The sequence below is a fragment of the Acinetobacter sp. I-MWF genome (assembly GCF_025433935.1).
In the GTDB taxonomy this organism is placed as follows: Bacteria; Pseudomonadota; Gammaproteobacteria; order Pseudomonadales; family Moraxellaceae; genus Acinetobacter; species Acinetobacter guillouiae.
This window is the reverse complement of the sequence record NZ_JAMBAR010000001.1, coordinates 3,192,854-3,211,891: the sequence shown is the minus strand read 5'-3', so window position 1 is coordinate 3,211,891 and position 19,038 is coordinate 3,192,854. Positions and strand designations below refer to the sequence as shown.

Annotated in this window: 21 protein-coding genes; 9 read left to right on the top strand and 12 right to left on the bottom strand. The window is 38.0% G+C overall.

All coding sequences use genetic code 11. The features are described 5' to 3' along the window. Window positions 1–3: 3 nt before the first annotated feature. The 5 genes from M2R48_RS14790 to dapD all read right to left on the bottom strand — a co-directional run bounded on the left by M2R48_RS14790 (window position 4) and on the right by dapD (window position 3,535). Window positions 4–696, bottom strand: a complete 693-nt coding sequence (locus tag M2R48_RS14790; protein ID WP_096734781.1) for a diphthine--ammonia ligase — start codon at window positions 694–696, stop codon at window positions 4–6. 65 nt (window positions 697–761) lie between these two features. Further along, window positions 762–1,172, bottom strand: coding sequence for a hypothetical protein (locus M2R48_RS14785; protein WP_004717195.1), 411 nt, complete (start codon window positions 1,170–1,172; stop codon window positions 762–764). A gap of 13 nt (window positions 1,173–1,185) precedes the next feature. Further along, window positions 1,186–1,857, bottom strand: a complete 672-nt coding sequence (queC, locus tag M2R48_RS14780; RefSeq protein ID WP_004717194.1) for a 7-cyano-7-deazaguanine synthase QueC — start codon at window positions 1,855–1,857, stop codon at window positions 1,186–1,188. A 36-nt stretch (window positions 1,858–1,893) separates the two neighbouring features. Beyond that, a complete protein-coding gene (gene queE, locus M2R48_RS14775) occupies window positions 1,894–2,604 on the bottom strand; it encodes a 7-carboxy-7-deazaguanine synthase QueE (RefSeq protein WP_004717192.1) in 711 nt (236 codons plus the stop codon). A gap of 109 nt (window positions 2,605–2,713) precedes the next feature. Further along, window positions 2,714–3,535 carry a 2,3,4,5-tetrahydropyridine-2,6-dicarboxylate N-succinyltransferase gene (dapD, locus tag M2R48_RS14770; RefSeq protein ID WP_262086594.1) on the bottom strand — a complete coding sequence of 274 codons (822 nt, stop codon included), beginning with the start codon at window positions 3,533–3,535 and terminating at the stop codon, window positions 2,714–2,716. Window positions 3,536–3,839: 304 nt separating this feature from the next. Here dapD and carO point away from each other — a divergent pair, with 304 nt between their 5' ends. Then, window positions 3,840–4,568 carry an ornithine uptake porin CarO gene (gene carO, locus M2R48_RS14765; protein WP_004823152.1) on the top strand — a complete coding sequence of 243 codons (729 nt, stop codon included), beginning with the start codon at window positions 3,840–3,842 and terminating at the stop codon, window positions 4,566–4,568. Between the two features lie 93 nt (window positions 4,569–4,661). Here the strand turns inward: carO and M2R48_RS14760 are convergent, their stop codons facing one another. The 7 genes from M2R48_RS14760 to M2R48_RS14730 all read right to left on the bottom strand — a co-directional run bounded on the left by M2R48_RS14760 (window position 4,662) and on the right by M2R48_RS14730 (window position 11,657). Continuing rightward, on the bottom strand, window positions 4,662–5,879 hold the full coding sequence (locus M2R48_RS14760) for an OmpP1/FadL family transporter (protein WP_262086593.1): 1,218 nt from the start codon (window positions 5,877–5,879) through the stop codon (window positions 4,662–4,664). Window positions 5,880–6,133: 254 nt separating this feature from the next. Next, window positions 6,134–7,063 (bottom strand): CysB family HTH-type transcriptional regulator, encoded by a 930-nt coding sequence (locus M2R48_RS14755; protein ID WP_004717184.1) that lies wholly within the window; start codon window positions 7,061–7,063, stop codon window positions 6,134–6,136. Window positions 7,064–7,118: 55 nt separating this feature from the next. After that, window positions 7,119–8,180 (bottom strand): sulfate/molybdate ABC transporter ATP-binding protein, encoded by a 1,062-nt coding sequence (locus M2R48_RS14750; RefSeq protein ID WP_262086592.1) that lies wholly within the window; start codon window positions 8,178–8,180, stop codon window positions 7,119–7,121. A 10-nt stretch (window positions 8,181–8,190) separates the two neighbouring features. Further along, window positions 8,191–9,087, bottom strand: a complete 897-nt coding sequence (cysW, locus tag M2R48_RS14745) for a sulfate ABC transporter permease subunit CysW (RefSeq protein WP_004717181.1) — start codon at window positions 9,085–9,087, stop codon at window positions 8,191–8,193. Then, complete coding sequence (gene cysT / locus M2R48_RS14740) at window positions 9,084–9,917, bottom strand: sulfate ABC transporter permease subunit CysT (RefSeq protein ID WP_004717179.1); 834 nt, start codon at window positions 9,915–9,917, stop codon at window positions 9,084–9,086. The genes cysW and cysT overlap by 4 nt, the downstream gene beginning before the upstream one ends. An 80-nt stretch (window positions 9,918–9,997) precedes the next feature. Next, the gene (locus tag M2R48_RS14735) at window positions 9,998–10,603 is read right to left on the bottom strand and encodes an RBBP9/YdeN family alpha/beta hydrolase (protein WP_262086591.1); all 606 of its coding nucleotides are present in this window, start codon (window positions 10,601–10,603) and stop codon (window positions 9,998–10,000) included. Window positions 10,604–10,646: 43 nt separating this feature from the next. Next, the gene (locus M2R48_RS14730) at window positions 10,647–11,657 is read right to left on the bottom strand and encodes a sulfate ABC transporter substrate-binding protein (RefSeq protein ID WP_004823146.1); all 1,011 of its coding nucleotides are present in this window, start codon (window positions 11,655–11,657) and stop codon (window positions 10,647–10,649) included. Window positions 11,658–11,820: 163 nt separating this feature from the next. Here M2R48_RS14730 and pabC point away from each other — a divergent pair, with 163 nt between their 5' ends. The 8 genes from pabC to M2R48_RS14690 all read left to right on the top strand — a co-directional run bounded on the left by pabC (window position 11,821) and on the right by M2R48_RS14690 (window position 18,747). After that, complete coding sequence (gene pabC / locus M2R48_RS14725) at window positions 11,821–12,642, top strand: aminodeoxychorismate lyase (RefSeq protein WP_096734779.1); 822 nt, start codon at window positions 11,821–11,823, stop codon at window positions 12,640–12,642. Further along, complete coding sequence (mltG, locus tag M2R48_RS14720) at window positions 12,635–13,696, top strand: endolytic transglycosylase MltG (RefSeq protein WP_209827218.1); 1,062 nt, start codon at window positions 12,635–12,637, stop codon at window positions 13,694–13,696. The genes pabC and mltG overlap by 8 nt, the downstream gene beginning before the upstream one ends. Window positions 13,697–13,705: 9 nt before the next feature. Beyond that, on the top strand, window positions 13,706–14,305 hold the full coding sequence (gene tmk / locus M2R48_RS14715) for a dTMP kinase (RefSeq protein ID WP_262086590.1): 600 nt from the start codon (window positions 13,706–13,708) through the stop codon (window positions 14,303–14,305). Between the two features lie 391 nt (window positions 14,306–14,696). Beyond that, window positions 14,697–15,113, top strand: coding sequence for a PaaI family thioesterase (locus M2R48_RS14710; protein ID WP_151803289.1), 417 nt, complete (start codon window positions 14,697–14,699; stop codon window positions 15,111–15,113). Window positions 15,114–15,599: 486 nt separating this feature from the next. Beyond that, entirely contained in the window at window positions 15,600–16,580 is a 981-nt protein-coding gene (locus tag M2R48_RS14705) for a hypothetical protein (protein ID WP_004823139.1), read from the top strand. Between the two features lie 4 nt (window positions 16,581–16,584). Beyond that, window positions 16,585–17,466 carry a histone deacetylase gene (locus M2R48_RS14700; RefSeq protein ID WP_262086589.1) on the top strand — a complete coding sequence of 294 codons (882 nt, stop codon included), beginning with the start codon at window positions 16,585–16,587 and terminating at the stop codon, window positions 17,464–17,466. A 108-nt stretch (window positions 17,467–17,574) separates the two neighbouring features. Further along, complete coding sequence (locus tag M2R48_RS14695; protein ID WP_034616260.1) at window positions 17,575–17,955, top strand: hypothetical protein; 381 nt, start codon at window positions 17,575–17,577, stop codon at window positions 17,953–17,955. 18 nt (window positions 17,956–17,973) lie between these two features. Continuing rightward, entirely contained in the window at window positions 17,974–18,747 is a 774-nt protein-coding gene (locus M2R48_RS14690) for an AraC family transcriptional regulator (protein ID WP_209827211.1), read from the top strand. The last annotated feature ends 291 nt before the right edge of the window (window positions 18,748–19,038 follow it).

Genomic DNA, 19,038 nt, shown 5'->3' with positions numbered 1-19,038 from the left:
TCCTTAAATGCTGTTGTGTTTAAGTTCAAGTGCTAAAAAGGCATAATTTTCATGATAGAGAATATCACCTTTATTCAGTAAAAGCGGCTTTTTAAAAATTGGACCATCGATCAGCGTGGTATGAAATTCACCAGCTTCACCACATGGATCAATCCCACGTTCGATTAATTCATCCACAAAATCAGCTGTTAAAACTCTACCCAAATCTTCAACCCGCATACCGAGGTTTAAATTAATCGTCACAATGATGCTGACAAAACCCAATTGAATAAATTCACCCACAATGTCGAGCCGCGGTTTTTGCCATAATGGCATACATAACTGTAATTGGCTTTGTTCACAGACAGATTGGTTCCATTGCGCATGTCCAATCAGATCAATATCACCAGTAACAAGTGCTTCTGCACCCAACTGTTTGGTTTGATTGAGGAGATTTACAAATTGATGTTCATAGTCATTCCACGTGGCTGATGCTTTAAGTATAGGTAAACCAATCCGCTCTGCTTGGGCATCAATGATATCAAGTGGCATGGCATGAGAACGAGATCTTTGTCCGTGTTCTTCTAACATGACAATGAGAGCTACGGCTTGCCCACTTTGCAAAGCGTGATATAAAGCCAGGCTACTATCTTTCCCGCCACTATATGAAGCAACAAATTTTTGTTGCTGTATCACAGTATTCCATTGATCCTGCATATGGTTTTGTATCATCCAATTGTAAAAAGAGCCTGCATGGGCAGGCTCTTTGCAACAAGAAGAAATTATTTCTTCGCTTGTGCAGCTTTCATTGCTTCTTCAGTTAAGGTTTTTAATTTACCTGTTAACTGAGGACCAAAACATGTTTGAAGGTCTTGGTTATTTTTTTGAACGAAAGCAAGTGTTGCTGGGCTTTTCTTTTGGTTAATGGCACTTTGAATTTGCCATTTTTGATCATTGGTTAACTTACCATCAGATTCAACAGCACAGCTACAGTATTTACTTACTTCAGCAGAAGTTAATTTACCACCTTTAGCTGTTTCTGTTTTACACACGCCAATAAGTGCAGATTTAACATTCGCACTTTTATAGGCTTGTTGAACTGCATTTGATTCAGCAGCAAAAGCCGTAGATCCCATTAAAGCCGAAGCTGAAAATAAAGCAGAAAGAATAAGACTTGATTTTAAATTTTTCATAAACAGTACCTTGTTATTGCGGTATATAACGTGTTGGGTCTGCAATACCTGCATCCTTAAAACCTTCTTTACGAAGTCGGCAGCTATCACATTTGCCACAAGCACGTCCTTGGTCATCTGCTTGATAGCATGAAACCGTTTGACTATAGTCTACGCCATGTTCGATGCCTAAGCGTATTATATTCGCTTTGGATAAATGTAACAGAGGTGTTTCAAATTTAAGAGGTTTTCCTTCTACACCGACTTTCGTTGCAAGACGAGCCATGTTGGCAAAGGCCTCAATAAACTCTGGGCGGCAGTCAGGATATCCTGAATAATCAACAGCATTGATACCAATCACGATCGCTTGAGCATCAAAAACTTCTGCTGCTGCAAGTGCATAAGACAAGAAAATGGTGTTACGTGCTGGAACATAAGTTACAGGAATACCATCTGTTTCATGATCAGGAACATCAATGTTAAGGTCTGTAAGCGCTGAACCGCCTAAATTACCTAAATCGATATTAATCACACGATGTTCTACACCTGCACGTTGTGTTAAAGCGCGGGCTGCATCGAGTTCAGTGGTAGAGCGTTGACCATACATAAAACTTAGGGCAATACAGTCATAGTTTGCTTGAGCCCAAGCCAAACACGTCGTTGAGTCTAAGCCACCAGATAATAAGACTACGGCACGAGGGCGCATATCCAACTCTCCAAATATTAATAATTGACGATAAATTTAACGACCAGTTTCATCGTTCCAAAGCAATTTATGTAATTGCAACTGGAAGCGAACAGGGAGATGGTCTTCTAAAATCCATTGTGCTAAATCGCGTGCAAGCTGAGGCAAACGTGCCGCACCTTTTTCCACTGCAAAAGCAGGAGAAAACCATACTGTGCTGACTTTTTGCGCTAAAGCGTATTGTTCAACTTGCTGTTTAGACCATTCATAGTCTTCACGATTACAAATCACAAATTTGATTTGATCATGTTGAGTTAAATGATCAAGGTTGCTGAGTAAATTTCGTGCAACCTCACCCGAAGTTGGGGTTTTTAAATCTAAAACTTTTGAAACACGTGGGTCGACTTTAGAGACATCTAGAGCGCCGCTGGTTTCTAAAGAAACTTCACAACCTAAATCTGCCAAACGTTGCATTAAGGGTAAGGCATTGGGCTGAGCGAGCGGTTCGCCACCTGTGACACAGATATAAGGCGTTTTATAATCTAATGTTGTTTGAATTATTTGGTCAAGCGATTGGCGTTCGCCACCTTCAAAAGAATAGGTGGTATCGCAATAGGTACAGCGTAATGGGCAACCTGTTAAACGAATAAAAACAGTCGGTAAACCCGCAGTGTTAGCTTCACCTTGCAATGAATAAAAAATCTCCGTGATACGCAGCCCCGCAGACGGGTCAGAAACAGGAATAGTCGAAGAACGAAGAGAATTCATGAAATTTACCACAGATTACAAAATGAAAAATCTCTACGATCACGATTGACCGTAGAGATGAGAAGCGATTGCTACGCTAGATAACTAAAATTCCACGAGGGAATATAAATTAGTCTTCGCGAAGCAATTCGTTCAAGCTTGTTTTAGCACGCGTTTTAGCATCAACTTTCTTGACAATAATTGCAGCATATAAACTATATGTACCACATTTAGACGGTAGGCTGCCTGAAACAACCACAGATCCAGCTGGTACACGACCATAATGGATTTCACCAGTCTCACGGTCAAAAATCTTAGTCGATTGACCAATGAATACGCCCATTGAAATGACTGAGCCTTCTTCAACAATCACGCCTTCAACGATTTCAGAACGTGCACCAATAAAGCAGTTATCTTCAATGATTGTTGGGTTTGCTTGAAGCGGTTCAAGTACACCACCAATACCTACACCACCTGAAAGGTGAACATTTTTACCGATTTGAGCACATGAACCTACAGTCGCCCATGTATCAACCATTGTGCCTTCATCTACATAAGCACCAATGTTTACATAAGAAGGCATCAATACGACATTTTTCGCTTGGAAAGAACCTTTACGCGCAACAGCAGGTGGTACAACACGTACACCAGCAGCTTTAAATTGTTCTTCAGTCCAACCCGTAAATTTAGTCTCTACTTTGTCATAGAAACGAAGATCACATGATTCAATTGCCTTGTTATCGTTTAATTTAAAAGACAATAAAACAGCTTTTTTCAACCATTGGTGAACAATCCATTCACCGTCAATTTTTTCAGCTACACGAAGTGTACCGTTATCTAAGCCAGCAATGGCTTCTTCAACAGCTTGACGTACTTCAGCAGGACAATCTACTGCTGTAAAGTTGGCACGGTTTTCAAACGCTTGTTCAATGATCGTTGAAAGCTGAGACATGATCTTCCTTCCCAAAAAATTTTAAAAGATTCTACACCAAATTCGACTCGGATTAGATATAAAATCTAGTTTCAATCGAAAAAACTAATCTTATAATTTAAAATAAAACAACCAAATAAGTGAATTGTTAAGTTTTTATTTATTTTATTCCTTTTAAAAACAACAATTAATATCCAATTGTATCAAAAAATAACAAAAAGTAATCAATTTCTCTATTAATTGTGAAGAACGAATCACATATGATCGTTTCGAGTCCAACACATTAATGATTAAAGAACAAACTCTATTTTTTGAGGAGACATAAATGAAAGTGTTAAAATTATTGGCTGTTACAGCTGCATTATCTGCTTCTGGTTTAGCAATGGCTGATGGGTCTGTTGTTGACCAAGGTTATGCATTTGAAGCAAACCAATTAATCCCTACAGGCGCTCGTCTTGAAGTCGGTACAACAGGTTACGGTGGTGCTTTACTTTGGACTGCAAACCCTTATGTTGGTTTAGCATTGGGTTATAACGGTGGTGATATTTCTTGGACTGATGATGTTTCTATCAACGGTACAAAATACGATGCAGATATGGACAATAAGTTAGCTTATTTAAATGCTGAGATTCGCCCTTGGGGTGCTAGTCAGAATATTTGGGCTCAAGGTTTATATGTAGCAGCTGGTGTAGGCTATGTAGATTCTGAGTATGATCTGAAAAAGCGCTCAAATGACGGCACTATTAAAGTAAATGGAAATAACTATAACTTTAATGGTGAAGTTTCAGGGAAAATGAGCTATGAAAACAATATTGCTCCATATGTAGGTTTTGGTTTTGCGCCTAAGATCACTAAAAATATTGGTGTATTCGGTGAAGTTGGTGCGTACTATACTGGTAACCCATCTGTAAACTTAGCTTCAAAAGGTGAGTTCGTAAACGTAAACGGTGCTAATTTTGATAGAGATTTAGCTGCTGAAGAAAACAAAATCCGTAACGATGACAAATATAAATGGTTACCAGTTGGTAAAGTGGGCGTAAGCTACCATTGGTAATTTATTGATTATCATGTAATAAAAAACGAGCTTCGGCTCGTTTTTTATTTTGAACTTGGTATTTTTGATAGCTGAATTGAATTTTTAGATGAATCAAAAGCGATAGCCAACTCGAATTCCATGTGCAAAAGCATCATTATGGCCCACTTCAGATAACGTTGAGTTTTGGACAATTGAAGTATTGGCATCTAAGTCGCTAACTTTTGCTTTATTGAATTTAAAATATTTAACCCCATAAGAAATAAAGCTCTGCGGATTGATGTTATATAAAGCACCCAAGCCTAGAGCATAAAAGCCATCAGAAGGATTTAATGTTCCAGCGGGATTAGCATTGCCTGAGTCCCATGAAATATCTGTAGTGGCAACCCATTGCTGTGAAAATACATGCGCAAGCCCAAGCTTTACAGACCATTGATCCTTGTTGTAATCAATCAGATTAAAAGGTTTGATCAGTTCAGGGTATTGTTCAGCAGCAATCTTAACCACTGCACCAAATTGTCTAGGTTGAATTTCAAAATCTTTCCAATTTACCCACCTCAAATTGCCATAAAGAATATTCGATGGTGTTAAACCTGTCTGAAGATCCAGATTGACGGATTGAGGTGTGGTGATTTGTGTTTTCGCAGAAGGAATAATACTTAAAGCTTGCGCTGCCACATCCTCAGTGATTGCAGATTGATGATTGATCTTGGAGCGATAGGTAATCGCAGTTTTTACTGCATACTCTGGAATTTGATAGCTTAAACCTGCAAGCCAACCATGACCTGAACTTTGTTTTAGCTGTGCATGATAGCCACTCATCGCTGAATAGTTTGCTCCAAAGACTTTGAGTTCACCCTCGAACTGTTGATAAATGCCGCCAGCATATATATTCCAATTCGTATTAGGTTGATAACCCAAGAGCATCGAAAGATTTTGGCTTTTAAAATTAAATTGACCCGATTCTAAAAGTTGCTTTCCAGCAAAGCTCTGTGGGCGATATTCATAACTAAGATCAACACCATAAGGCTGATCATAAATCAGTCCAAATGAAAGTTGTGGGGCCATTTGCAGTTTTGCAGCAGCATTGACAAAGTGGTAATTGTTGACAAGGTTACCTGTGGAAAAATCTTCAACGCCGAGTTGTTTGAATTGCTCATGTTGAGGGAGTTGCCCTGAAACATCTGCATAGAGCTCTGCATAAGACAATTCTACATAATGATTCGGTTCTAAAAAAGCAAGGATAGACTGGTCAGATTTCTCCATACCTGCGGCATGGCTAAAAAGAGGAACAAAACTTCCAAGGGTTAAGCCCCAAGCAATAGAATTCATTCATTCCCCCCCGAAATAAATTGATCAGTGATAAAGATAAGACTAAATTTTATACTAAAAAGCCATGCTTATAATAAAATATTAAATAAAATCAAATAGATTAATTATTCTTAAGAGTTTGTGTTTAATTTTTAAATGATAAAAAAGAGAGCCGTAGCTCTCTATCTTTGATCATCATGACTATTTGATGGTTTATTTATTGACGATTTATTCCTTGATGACTTCATTTCTTTCTTAATCATTTATCTCAAAGTTTAATCATCAGGATAGGCGATTTTTTTCAATGCTTTGATATCAGCTTCTGGTGAGCAGAGTGAAATAAACTCATAGCCATAGCCACGAAGTAAATGGCCTTTACGAACCGCAATCCATGTCGTATTTAAACCAAAAATATCAGTATCGATTTGTTTTAGACGCTTATCACGCTCTGTGTCATAAGCGACATCATTGACAATACCAACACCCATTCCCAGTTCAACATAAGTTTTGATCACATCGGCATCCAGTGCTGACATGACGATATCTACATCTAAATTGGCATCTTCAAATGCTTTATCAATTTTAGAACGTCCTGTAAAACCACCGTGGTAGGTGATAATTGGAAATTCAGCCAATTTTTCTAAGGTAATCTCTTTAGGATTCAGCTTAGTCAGTGGGTGATCTTGTGGCGTAATGATACTGTGTTTCCAGTTATAGAAAGATACACTGCCCAAATTATCTTCAGTGGTTAGAGATTCAGTTGCAATACCGATATCAGCCAAACCAAGCAATAACATTTCAGAGATTTCAACAGGGCTAGCTTGTTGCAAAATCAAATGAACTTTGGGAAATGCTTTTTTAAATAAATTGACAATCGGTGGTAACACATAACGTGCTTGTGTATGTGTTGTTGCGATTGTAAGCGTACCTTCATCAACTTTATTAAAATCATCGGCAAGACGTTTAATATTGTCAGCATCAATAAGCATGCGTTCAACAATACTCAACAGCGCTTGACCAGGTTCTGTCAAACCTAATAACCGTTTGCCTTTACGAACAAACAGCTGTACACCCAATTCATCTTCTAAATCTTTAATATGCTTACTGACACCAGATTGCGAAGTATAAAGTGCAGCAGATGCTTCGGTTAAGTTGTAATTTTGACGAACTGTTTCTCGGATAATTCGTAATTGTTGAAAGTTCATGATGTTCGATACCTCAAATGTGGATGAATAGGGGTAATATTCATCCTGTCGTCGATTACGCGACTTGATTTTCAAATAGGTGAAGTGTAGATGCACTTACCCAAACTGTTTGATTTGGTCGATATTGATGTAATTTTGCTTCATCAGGATTTAAAGCAATTTCAATCAGTTGTCCTTGACGATCTTGTAACTCTGCCATGACTTTACCCGCAATCCACAACTCACGTAAGAAGGTTGCTTGAATTGTATTTTCAGTCGGTTGCGTGTGAATTTTCAATTCATTTGGGCGAGCAAAGGCAATCACTTTACCATTTGCGGTTTGTGCCGCCGTAGGCAGTTGGATGCGATCTTCACCAATTTGAATGATGCCTTGATGGTTTTCACCTTCAAAACGGTTTGCTTGACCTAAAAAGTCAAATACAAACGGGGTTGCAGGCTTTTCATAAACTTCACGCGGTGAACCAATCTGTTCAATATCACCTTTGTTCATTACCACGATTTGATCAGCAACTTCTAAGGCTTCTTCTTGGTCATGGGTTACAAAGATTGACGTGATATGTAATTCATCATGTAAAGTCCGTAACCAACGGCGTAATTCTTTACGTACTTTGGCATCCAAGGCCCCAAACGGTTCATCTAAGAGCAATACACGTGGTTCAACAGCTAAGGCACGTGCCAATGCAATACGTTGGCGTTGACCACCAGATAATTGTGCTGGATAACGATCTGCCAAGAAACCAAGTTGTACCAAATCCAATAAACGGGTAACACGTTTTTTGATTTCAGTTTCATTTGGTCGAGTCGCCTTTGGACGAACACGTAAACCAAATGCAACATTGTCATAAACAGTCATATGACGGAACAGTGCGTAATGCTGAAATACAAAACCAACTTGACGTTCACGCACGTGAATATTGGTTGCATCTGTACCTTCAAGGATGACTTGTCCTCTATCCGTTGATTCCAAACCAGCAATAATACGCAGTAATGTGGTTTTACCACAGCCAGAAGGACCAAGCAGGGCAACCAATTGACCTTCTGGAAAATCTAGCGATATGTTTTTAAGTGCATGGAATGCACCGAAGTTTTTTTCAATATTTTTAACTTGAATACTCATGTGCAATTCCTTAAGAAACAGTTGATTCTTTACTTTCGCGATCTTGTTTTTCTTGGCGATATTCAACCCATGTTTTTAAAATTAGGGTAATGATGGCCAAAAATGCTAACAATGTTGAGACGGCAAAAGCAGCACTAATCGAATTTGGTTCGTTATATAAAATTTCAATATGCAACGGTAAGGTATTGGTTTCGCCACGAATATGACCTGAAACCACAGATACAGCACCGAACTCACCCATGGCACGTGCATTACACAAAATCACGCCATAAATGAGACCCCATTTAATATTTGGAATAGTAATTTTCCAAAAGGTTTGCCAACCCGAAGCACCCAGCACAATTGCAGCTTCTTCTTCTTCTGTTCCTTGTGCTTCCATCAATGGAATTAATTCACGTGCAACAAAAGGAACGGTAATAAATACAGTTGCAAGGATAATGGCCGGTGTCGCATAGAGGATTTTAATATCATGTTCAATTAACCATGATCCAATCCAACCTTGTGAGCCAAAGATCAAAACCAGCATTAAACCTGCAATCACGGGTGAGACTGAAAATGGTGTATCAATAATGGTGGTTAAGAATGATTTTCCACGGAAATTAAACTTGGCAACACACCATGCTGCTGTAACACCAAAAATCACATTTAAAGGTACTGCAATGGCAGCAGTCAATAATGTGAGTTTGACCGCAGACAGGGTATAAGGGTCAACCAGTGAGGCAAAGTAGACTTGAATCCCTTGTTTAAATGCTTCAACAAAAATAAGCACCAACGGTAGAATTAAGCAGCCTAAAAAGAAAATCAGACCAATAATCAGTAGGGTATTACGCACCCAAGCTGGTTCACGTGTCGCATCACGAGATTGCAGTTTTTCAGCCAAAGCATTGCTGTTGGTATTTAAGCTCATCGTGCGGTTCTCCCAGTACGGCGACTTGCCCAAGCTTGTACCAAGTTAATTAGGAACAAGATAAAGAAAGAAATCACCAGCATCACCACTGCAATTGTCGTCGCACCTGCATAATCATATTCTTCAAGACGGGTAATGATCATTAACGGAGCAATTTCAGTTTCGTAAGGAATATTGCCTGCAATAAAGATGACCGAACCATATTCACCTACACCGCGAGCAAATGCCAATGCAAAGCCAGTCAGTAATGCTGGAAATAAAATCGGTAAAATGATTCTTGTCACGATCTGAAAACGATTTGCACCCAATGCAGAAGCGGCTTCTTCTAGCTCAGTTTCAAGATCACTTAAAACTGGCTGTACTGTACGAACCACAAAAGGAATACCAATAAAAATTAAAGCAAGCGTAATACCCAGTGAGGTATAGGCAATTTTAATCCCTAAAGGCTCAAGCAAATGACCAATCCAACCTGTTGAGGCATATAACGAAGTTAACGCAATACCTGCGACCGCTGTAGGTAATGCAAAGGGTAAGTCCACTAATGCATCTACTATACGTTTACCAGGAAATGAATAACGAACTAAGCACCAAGCCAATAAAAAGCCGAAAATGACATTGATCAAAGCTGCAATTAGGGCGGTGGTAAAACTGAGCTGTAATGATTTTAAAATACGTTCAGAGCTCAAGATTTCCCATAAACCATCCCAACCTACGCCTAATGATTTTATGAATACGGCAGACAGTGGTATCAGTACGATTAATGATAGATACGCTAGGGTGAAGCCTAGTGAAAGACCAAAACCTGGCAGCACTCGGGATCGCTGCGACATGATGACTCCTCAAAAGAGAGAAAGCTTATTGAAATCAATAAGCAAATTTAAAACGATTTTGCAAGCTTAAAAGGCAATGATTAAATTGCAAATTTAAATAACAACTTGTTGTCATCAGTATTACTGATAAAGAAGTTTTGCTGATTAAAAATTAAATGATCATAAATTTCAGGAAAGTGTCCAAAGCCTGATGCAACATTGATATGTCCAACCTGACCTAAATTTCGCGGCCTAATTTTCCACGCTTTCGCAAGCTTCTGTGCATCTTCAAAATTTAACCAAGGATCATTTTCAGAAATAATCATTTCCGCAGGGACTGTGATTTTCAATTCGTGAAAATAAGCTTCATAGTCACCGATACTGTTTCGAGCAAAACCAGCCTCACCAAAACGTGCTGGATTAGCTGGTGCAACTAAAATAATTTTTCTTACTTTAGCTGCGATTTCAGGGTGCTGAGCCAAAGCAGCAACCGTGGTTAAACATCCGAAACTATGTGCAACAATTTGAACAGGTTGCGTAGCATTGACGACAGTCGCAACAAATTGGGCAATCCAGTCTTTAAGAATAGGTAAGTTCCAATCTTGTTGTTGTACGCGCGAGCAAGACATGAGTTCACGTTGTAATTTAGACTGCCAGTGATCGTAATCACTACCACCAACGCCTGGAACAATAATTGTATGAATCATGTCTATGCTCCTGTTTCCTTTCGCTTAAGTTTATTTTAAACAGTTATTTGCTACTTGCATTGGCTTTGACGATTTGATCAAAAACACCATTATTTTCAAAATGTTGCTTTTGAACTTTAGTCCAACCACCAAACTCTTTATCAATTGTGACCAATTTTAACGGTTTGAATGTTGTCGCATACTTTTGCAAGATTGCTGCATTACGCGGACGGTAGAAGTTTTTCGCTGCAATGTCTTGACCAGCAGGTGAATACAGATAGTTTAAATATGCTTTCGCTAAGTTTAAGTTACCGTCTTTTTCAGCATTCTTTTCAACAATTGCGACAGGTGGTTCTGCCAAGATCGACAGTGATGGGGTAATGATTTCAAATTTACCTGGTTGTTCACGTGTAGATAAATACGCTTCATTTTCCCAAGCCAATAACACATCACCAATGCCACGTTCTGCAAATGTCGTCGTAGAACCACGTGCACCAGAATCAAGTACTTTAGTTTGTTTATAAATTTGACGTACAAACTCTTGTGCTTTCGCGTCTGAACCATATTTATGTTTTGCCCAAGCCCATGCTGCTAAATAGTTCCAGCGTGCTCCACCTGAAGTTTTAGGGTTTGGTGTTACAATTTCTACACCTGGTTTTACCAAATCGCCCCAGTCTTTGATGCCTTTCGGGTTACCTTTACGAACGAGGAAAACGATTGTTGATGTGTACGGTGTAGAGTTTTGTGGGAATTTCTTTTGCCAGTCTTTTGGCAATAAATTTGTATTTTGCGCAATTGCGTCGATATCTGCTGCTAATGCTAAAGTCACTACATCTGCTTGCAAACCATCAATAACCGCGCGTGCTTGTTTACCAGAGCCACCATGTGATTGTTTAAACTGGATGTCTTGACCCGTTTTAGATTTCCAAAACGTTGCAAATTGTTTGTTAAAGTTATCGTACAATTCTCGTGTTGGATCATAAGATACATTTAAAAAATCTTTTGCAGCAACGCTGAAAGATGTGGTTGAGATCAGTACTGCTGCCACAGCAAATTTAAGTTTAGAGAACTGCATTTTTTTGCCCCATTTAATTCTGAAGTTCGGTAAGATGGAGTGAGGATAACGCTAGTCTTTATCCATAAAAAATAATAAAAAACGAATTTTATATGAATAAAAGAGAAAAAGAAAATGCTGATATTGCTTATAGTATTCGTGCAAAGCCATAGGAAATTGCTTAATGATCTGTTTTAAAAATGCTCAATTTGTTGATTCTATTTCACTTTTAGATCGAGCATTTCATTATGGAGATGGTTGTTTTAGCACAGTTCGATTACATCAAGATGTTATGGAGTTGGAACTTTTACATCGTGCTCGATTGAAGTTGGCAGCTGAACGTTTATTTTTAGATGTGAATTTTGAGTTATTGGATCAGACGCTACAATGTTTAAGACAAAAAAATGGAATATTAAATGGTACATTGAAGATCATCATTAGTCGAGGCGATGGCGATCGTGGCTATGCGATGCCTGAACATGAGGCCGATCTTTATGTGGTTTATTATCCAAAAACAACCGCGTGCTTCCAGCCTGAATTAATTCACAGTGGTGTATTGGATCAAGCAATTGGTTTATTGATGCCGAATTTGGTGGGTTTAAAAACCTTAAACCGTTTAGAACAAGTGTTACTGAAAAAAGAAGCTCAGGCAAAAGGCTGGTTAGAAGCATTAGTCACAGATGTACAAGGTTCAGTTGTTGAAGGTGTGAGCAGTAATTGTTTTATTCGGATAAACAATAGATGGATTACGCCTGAACTTCGTTATAATGGTGTACATGGTGTGATGCGTGCCGAGATTTTGTCACGGATGCAACATTATGGTGTCACCTGTGAACAGCGTTTTATCGATATGGATGAAATTCGACATTTTCAAAGCCTGTTCTTTTGCAATGCCCTCAGTCCAATGAAAGTGGTCGAAACGTTGAATCATCAACATCTAGACACTCAATCCTGTGTTGAGTTATTTAATACTTTAAATTTAAGTCAGTTTAATTCTCATGCCTAAAACCAAACCTAAGCCAAAATCTAAAAAGAAAACTCAAGCCCAAGTGAGCAATAACATCTATAAAGGCATTGCGATCGTTCTGGTTATTTTTTTGATCATGACTGCAATCATTTTAAAAATGAGTATTTTTAAAGCGTATCCAGTGACGGGTCAAAAACAAAAGCTGTCTATTTCAAATGGTGAAACCTATACCGGTTTTATTGATCAATTGGCCAAGGACGATAAGGTTAGTTTTCCAATCATTCTTAAGCTTTATCGGAAAATTTTCATTCATGACACCATGAAAGCTGGTGTGTATGAAGTCACTAAAGGTATGAATGTACGCCAAGTATTAGAAATGGTTTCTAATATTGAAAATGCCCAGATGAGCCGACTTTTGGTGATAGAAGGGACGACAGCGAAGCAATTAATTCAGTCGTTGAAAAAAGATCCATTGGTTGAAAAATCGGTGATTCAGCTTCCGAGTGGTGAAATGCTGAAAGCCTTAAATATTCCTTATGATCACCCAGAAGGTTTATTTGCACCTGATACTTATTTCTTTGATAAAGGTGCAACGGATAAGCAAATCTTGACTGACCTGTACCAACGTCAAATGAAAATTTTAGATGAAGCTTGGGAAAAACGTGCGCCAGATTTACCTTATAAAAATAAATATGAAGCCTTAATCATGGCATCGATTATTGAAAAAGAAACCAGTGTAGACAGTGAGTTACGTCAGGTTTCAGGTGTGTTCTATCGTCGTTTAAAACTGGGCATGCGGTTACAAACCGATCCTACCGTGATTTACGGGATGGGTGATAAATATACGGGTAAGATTTCAAAGCAGGATTTACGTACTCCGAGTGCTTATAATACATATACGATCAATGGTTTACCGCCAACACCGATTGCATTACCAAGTAAAAAAGCCATTGAAGCAACGATGCATCCAGATAACTCTGAAAACATTTACTTTGTTGCTACAGGTAATGGTGGGCACAAATTCACAGCCAATCTGAATGATCATAATCGTGCAGTGCAAGAATATATTCAAGTTATGCGGTCTAAGAATTAAGGAATGAGCATGTTTATAAGTTTTGAAGGTACTGAAGGTGTAGGAAAAACCACGCTCATTCAAAAGTTATTTGATTACTTTCAACAACAAGGTCAACAGGTTGTTTTAACACGTGAGCCTGGTGGTACGCCTTTAGCTGAACAAATCCGTTCATTATTGCTGTCGGTCAATCATGAAGAACAGATGAGTAATGACACGGAGTTATTGCTGATGTATGCAGCACGAGCACAACATTTGGAAGCTGTGATTTTACCTGCCTTGGCTGAGGGCAAGATTGTACTCTGTGACCGATTTGTCGATTCAAGCTTTGCTTATCAATGTGCAGGTCGCGGGTTAAGCCGAGATAAGTTACAGCTGCTCAATGAAAATTTTGTTTCTAAAATGCCAGATATTACTTTTTGGTTGGATGCGCCAATTGAATTGGGAATGAACCGTGCCCGCGTACGCGGTGCATTAGACCGCTTTGAACAAGAAAAAGTGGTGTTTTTTGAATCGGTACGCAGTGGGTTTTCTGAAATTCATTTGCGTGATTCTCAACGAATGAAACGCTTAGATGCGACTCAAGCACCAGAGCAAGTATTTGCTGAGGCGTTGAGCTACTTAAAATAAATACCAATTAATCCTCTAAATAAGTGAAATTGAGCAATTTATTCTATTGATTTGAACGATAAAGGGGCTGTTGGCATTTCATAAATGGCTTGCGTTGGAGGCTAAAATTGAGCAGGCAAGGCATGAAAGGAAGAGAATAGCGAGACTATTTTCGAGTTTCATAACGCAGACTGAGATAATTTTAGTCACAACCCTTCGGGACTTAAGTGTTTTTTGTCACTACTTCGTTACGAACCACTCATTTAGAATGACTAAATTTCGTATTTCGTGCCTAGTATTGCCTAAAAAACACTTATAGTCGCAAACATAGACGAATTGTCAACAGCCCCTAGTGTTTTGAACCGAAAAAGTCTTTATATTGTTTTAGGTCAGGGATATAAAGACTTTAATTATGAAAAGCTCGAAAGCTGAAATCGTACAATTCTTACAGCAATTTTTTTCACCTAGCTTACAACGTTGTGAAATTGAAGAAGTAACTGAAAAAGGGGCTTCTTTGGTTTGGCACGTCAGTGATCAAGATATACGACCAGGTGGAACTGTTTCAGGTCCAACCATGATGGCCCTAGCAGATTTTGCACTTTATGTTGCGATTATGGGTGAAATTGGTTTAGTCGGTTTGACAGTTACGACCAATATGAATATTAATTTTTTACGTAAGCCAACGGGTGGTGTTGATATTCGTGGCGTGTGTAAATTGATGAAAGTGGGTAAAGCTTTAATTGTCGGTGAGGTCTGGATTTATTCTTTAGGTTCGGATGATCCTGTTGCACATGTGACAGGAACGTATTCTGTTCCACCACAAAAATAAATCATTCAGGGATTTTAAAAATGCGTATTGGACGAAATTTTTTATAGTCCTTACTGGGTTTTCTGATGGTGTGTTAATGCTCACTATTTTTAGTGATGGTTAAATTGTTTTGATCATCAATCTATATTTTTGGTTATAGCGTCATTAACAATAGACTTCTTACGTTAGTTCTTTTTAAAGCCATAGATCATCATAAAGTCCCCTCATCCTAGCCTTCTCCCAAAGGGAGAAGGGACTTTCAATACCAATCTGATTCACTCAACATGGTCATTTTTTGATTTATGAAAGATCTTTAATGGATACTTAAATCATGTATGGGCATGGAATCATGAATATCAAAAGAATAATAAACAATCAATTGTATTGATTGATATAGATGCAATTACAATTTGAGTGATATATTGAGTTCTGCAAGGGATAATGCTAATTTATTCATAATAAATAGTTTATTTTGAAAATTAATATAGATTAAATGGAATAAAGAATATGTCATCAGGTCATGAAGTCGTAGATTTGTTTAAGGAACAGGTTTTTCCTTTATCAGATAAATTGACGGAGATGTTGAATGAACACTATTCACATCAAACTGAGCGCCGTGGTTGCGGTTATACGCAGGCTACACGCGTATTGGCTGAGTACATTAATTTTCCGCGTGATCAAGTTGAAGCAACTGATTTAAAAATATTTAAAGATTATGATTTTAAGAAATTAAAAAAGATCCTTGAGCAAAAAAATGCTTATGGATTAGACATCGATGATTGGCATAACTTAGATCAAAATAAATCGATTCAAAATTTTCTTACTCAAGCCAAAGATGATGAGTTTAAAGCCTTAGTTGAACAAGAAGTTGCAATCCAAGCAAACTTAAGACGCTTATCGCAACAAGCACAATTAGAAGAAAGCCATGTGATTTGCGCTATGTTGGAAGATGTGATTTTACCCAAAACAGCAGATGAAACAGGTTATGTTGAAATTGCGACGCTTGACGGCAAGCCTAAAGTGGGCTCATGTCCAATGGCAGAAGCATTTTTCTTAAAGATTGCCCATCGTTCCATGTTAAGACAAGGCTCAATCAACATTTTTGTAGATGATCAAAATCGTCCGCTGTTGATTGAAAAAATGAACATGGGGGATAATCATTCCTGTATAAATTTACAACCTTTATTGATGAATGGAATTCGTATTCCGATTGGTTCTTTATTTTCTGTCGATTATGATATTGAACAAATTGCCAACAAAGTCCCCAATCAAGAGTTTAAAGGCTATATTATTCCTTATAAAGAGATTCAAGGTTTTTGGTTTTTGCGATTAACCACTTTAGCCATTTCACCTGAGAATCGACAAAGGGCATTTACGACACATTTTGAACAACAAGTGAATAACGGGCTGTTTAGTCCTGATACAACACTTATAAAACAACTCAATGATGTTGCAAAATCACAATTGAGAGCACTCAGTCTCGGATAGCTTTATGTTAAATGTTTGTTTTTCTCCACGCTATTTTGCTCAAACACATACCAATAGCATGGAAAAACTTGTTGCAGTCGCAGAGCAACTACAGCAATTTAATCATTATAAATTTCATGAACCACAACAAATTGATCCAGAAATTTTAAAGGCCTTACATTCGCCTAAATATGTTGAGGCTTTTTTAACAGGACAACCGGCAAAACTGGCAACGTTTGCTGGTTTTAAGCCTTGGAATGAACAATTAAGGGATGCGGTACTCTCCATCAATGCTGGGCAATTGTTGGCAACTGAACTGGCATTCCAACATGGGATTGCCGCCAATATTGCGCAAGGGTTTCACCATGCCAATTATGAATATGGCGGCTCATATTGTACTTTTAATGGTTTGGCATTAATTGCACAACATTATGCAAATAAGCGCATCTTTATTTTGGATTGCGATCAGCATGGTGGTGATGGGACGGCTGATTTTACTCGCAGATTAGATAATTTATATAATTTTAGTATTTACGGATTGGCTTTTGGCTACCCCACGTATGAGCGGGCGGAAAGCCGTCATATTCACACCAAGCATGGAAGTTTTGCTCAATATACCATGGCATTGCATGAAGCGTTTCAGCGAGCCAATGAATGGAAAGCAGATATTATTATTTATCAGGCAGGGATGGATTGTCATCAAGCAGATCCTTATGGTTCAGCATGGTTTACGACAGAGTTGATTCAAAAAAGAGATGAAATGGTGTTTAACCTTGCTAAACGTGACAATATTCCGATCATGTTTGTACTTGCAGGGGGCTATCAGAACTTAGATGATTTAGCAAAATTACATGCTGAAACTTTTCATATAGCGCATCGTATTTATTATGGAATAAATAAAGATTAAACTCGCTGTTAAATTTGGCTGGAATACCGTATTTTTTGGCTGAATTTAGTAATGTACGATCTGTATAAATCCATACAATGATAATTATTCTCATTTATGGTGGTTATCATGTTTATTCAAAATTTAGAAAACTTTCCAATCGTTCGTATTAGTTATCAAGCTGAAGATGCAGTTTCAGTTGATGAAACAATTGCAATTTATGAGTCATTATTGAGTCGCAAAGAAACTTTTGTTTTTATCAGTGAAGGGGCCTTTCCTGAACAAAAAAATGATCATGAAGAACGCAAGCAAGTTGCAGCATGGGTTAAAGCAAAACGTGAAATTTTAACCCAATATGTGAAAGCATTGATTCATATTGAACCTGATGAAAATATTCGACTTGAGACGCAAAAATTTGCCAATAACTTTATTAAGTTTACAGGCTATCCGATGTTTATTGTAGACAATCAACAACAAGCGCAGAAAGTCATCGACGCTGTTTTAAAGTGATAAATATATAGGCAAACCATGCTTGATAATGTGGATCCTTTTTTTGTAGATCAAATAGACCAAGCAATCATTGTATTAAAAATACATCAGCAAGTTCCTGATTGGGAGCTTGCGTCACATCAGCATGTAAAAAGCCAATTGATGATGACAGTGAATGGCTTAATTACGGTGGAAACACCGTCTGGTATTTGGGTTGTTCCAGCGCAACATGCTTTATGGATTCCGTCAAATGTGCCACATAAAGTTAGTAGTTATGGTGTCTCTTCTGGCTATGTTGCATTTATTGATTCCCAACTTGATCATCTTTTAGAACCGAATTGCACCATGTTGCAAGTGACAAATTTACTGAATGCCTTATTGGAAAGAGTTGAAACCTTGTCTGATAAGGTGCTTTCAGAAAAAGACTTCCGTTTGCAGCAATGCTTGTTAGATGAAATTCAATCAGTTGTAAAGCCAACATTTTATTTACCCATTCCACAAGATTTTCGTTTAGTTAAATTGACCCACCATTTATTAAAGCATCCTGAGCAGAATCAAAGTTTGGCTGAATGGGCAAAGTTATGTTGTATGAGTGAACGAAGCCTTACACGAACTTTTCATCAAACGACAGGGATGAGTATTAATCAATGGCGAAGAAAGTTACATGTTGTATTGGCATTACAGTGGTTAACAGAAGGAGATTCAGTGCATCAGGTTGCAATGAAATTAGGCTATGATAGTGATAGCTCATTTATTGTAATGTTTAAGAAAATAATGCAGCTTTCTCCTCGAAATTATATGCAGCAAACATAAGGTTTTATTTTTAAGTAGAAGAATTTATTGCATTTTATCAAAATGAATTTATAACTTTATGAATTATTAAAAGATTTGCACTGTCGCATTTTAGCTTGAAAAATTTAAATTGATTTGCGTAGACGATGTCTGACCTTGCGCTACTATATCTGTAGCGGTGCCTCTCCTTGTGTTATCACATTCTTGCGCTACAAACAAAGCAGTGCTTTGTTCTTGCTCAAGTGCTTTGTTTTACTCAGAATGAAAAAATCCATTTTTAGTAATTGATGAAACATGATCAAATAATAAAAA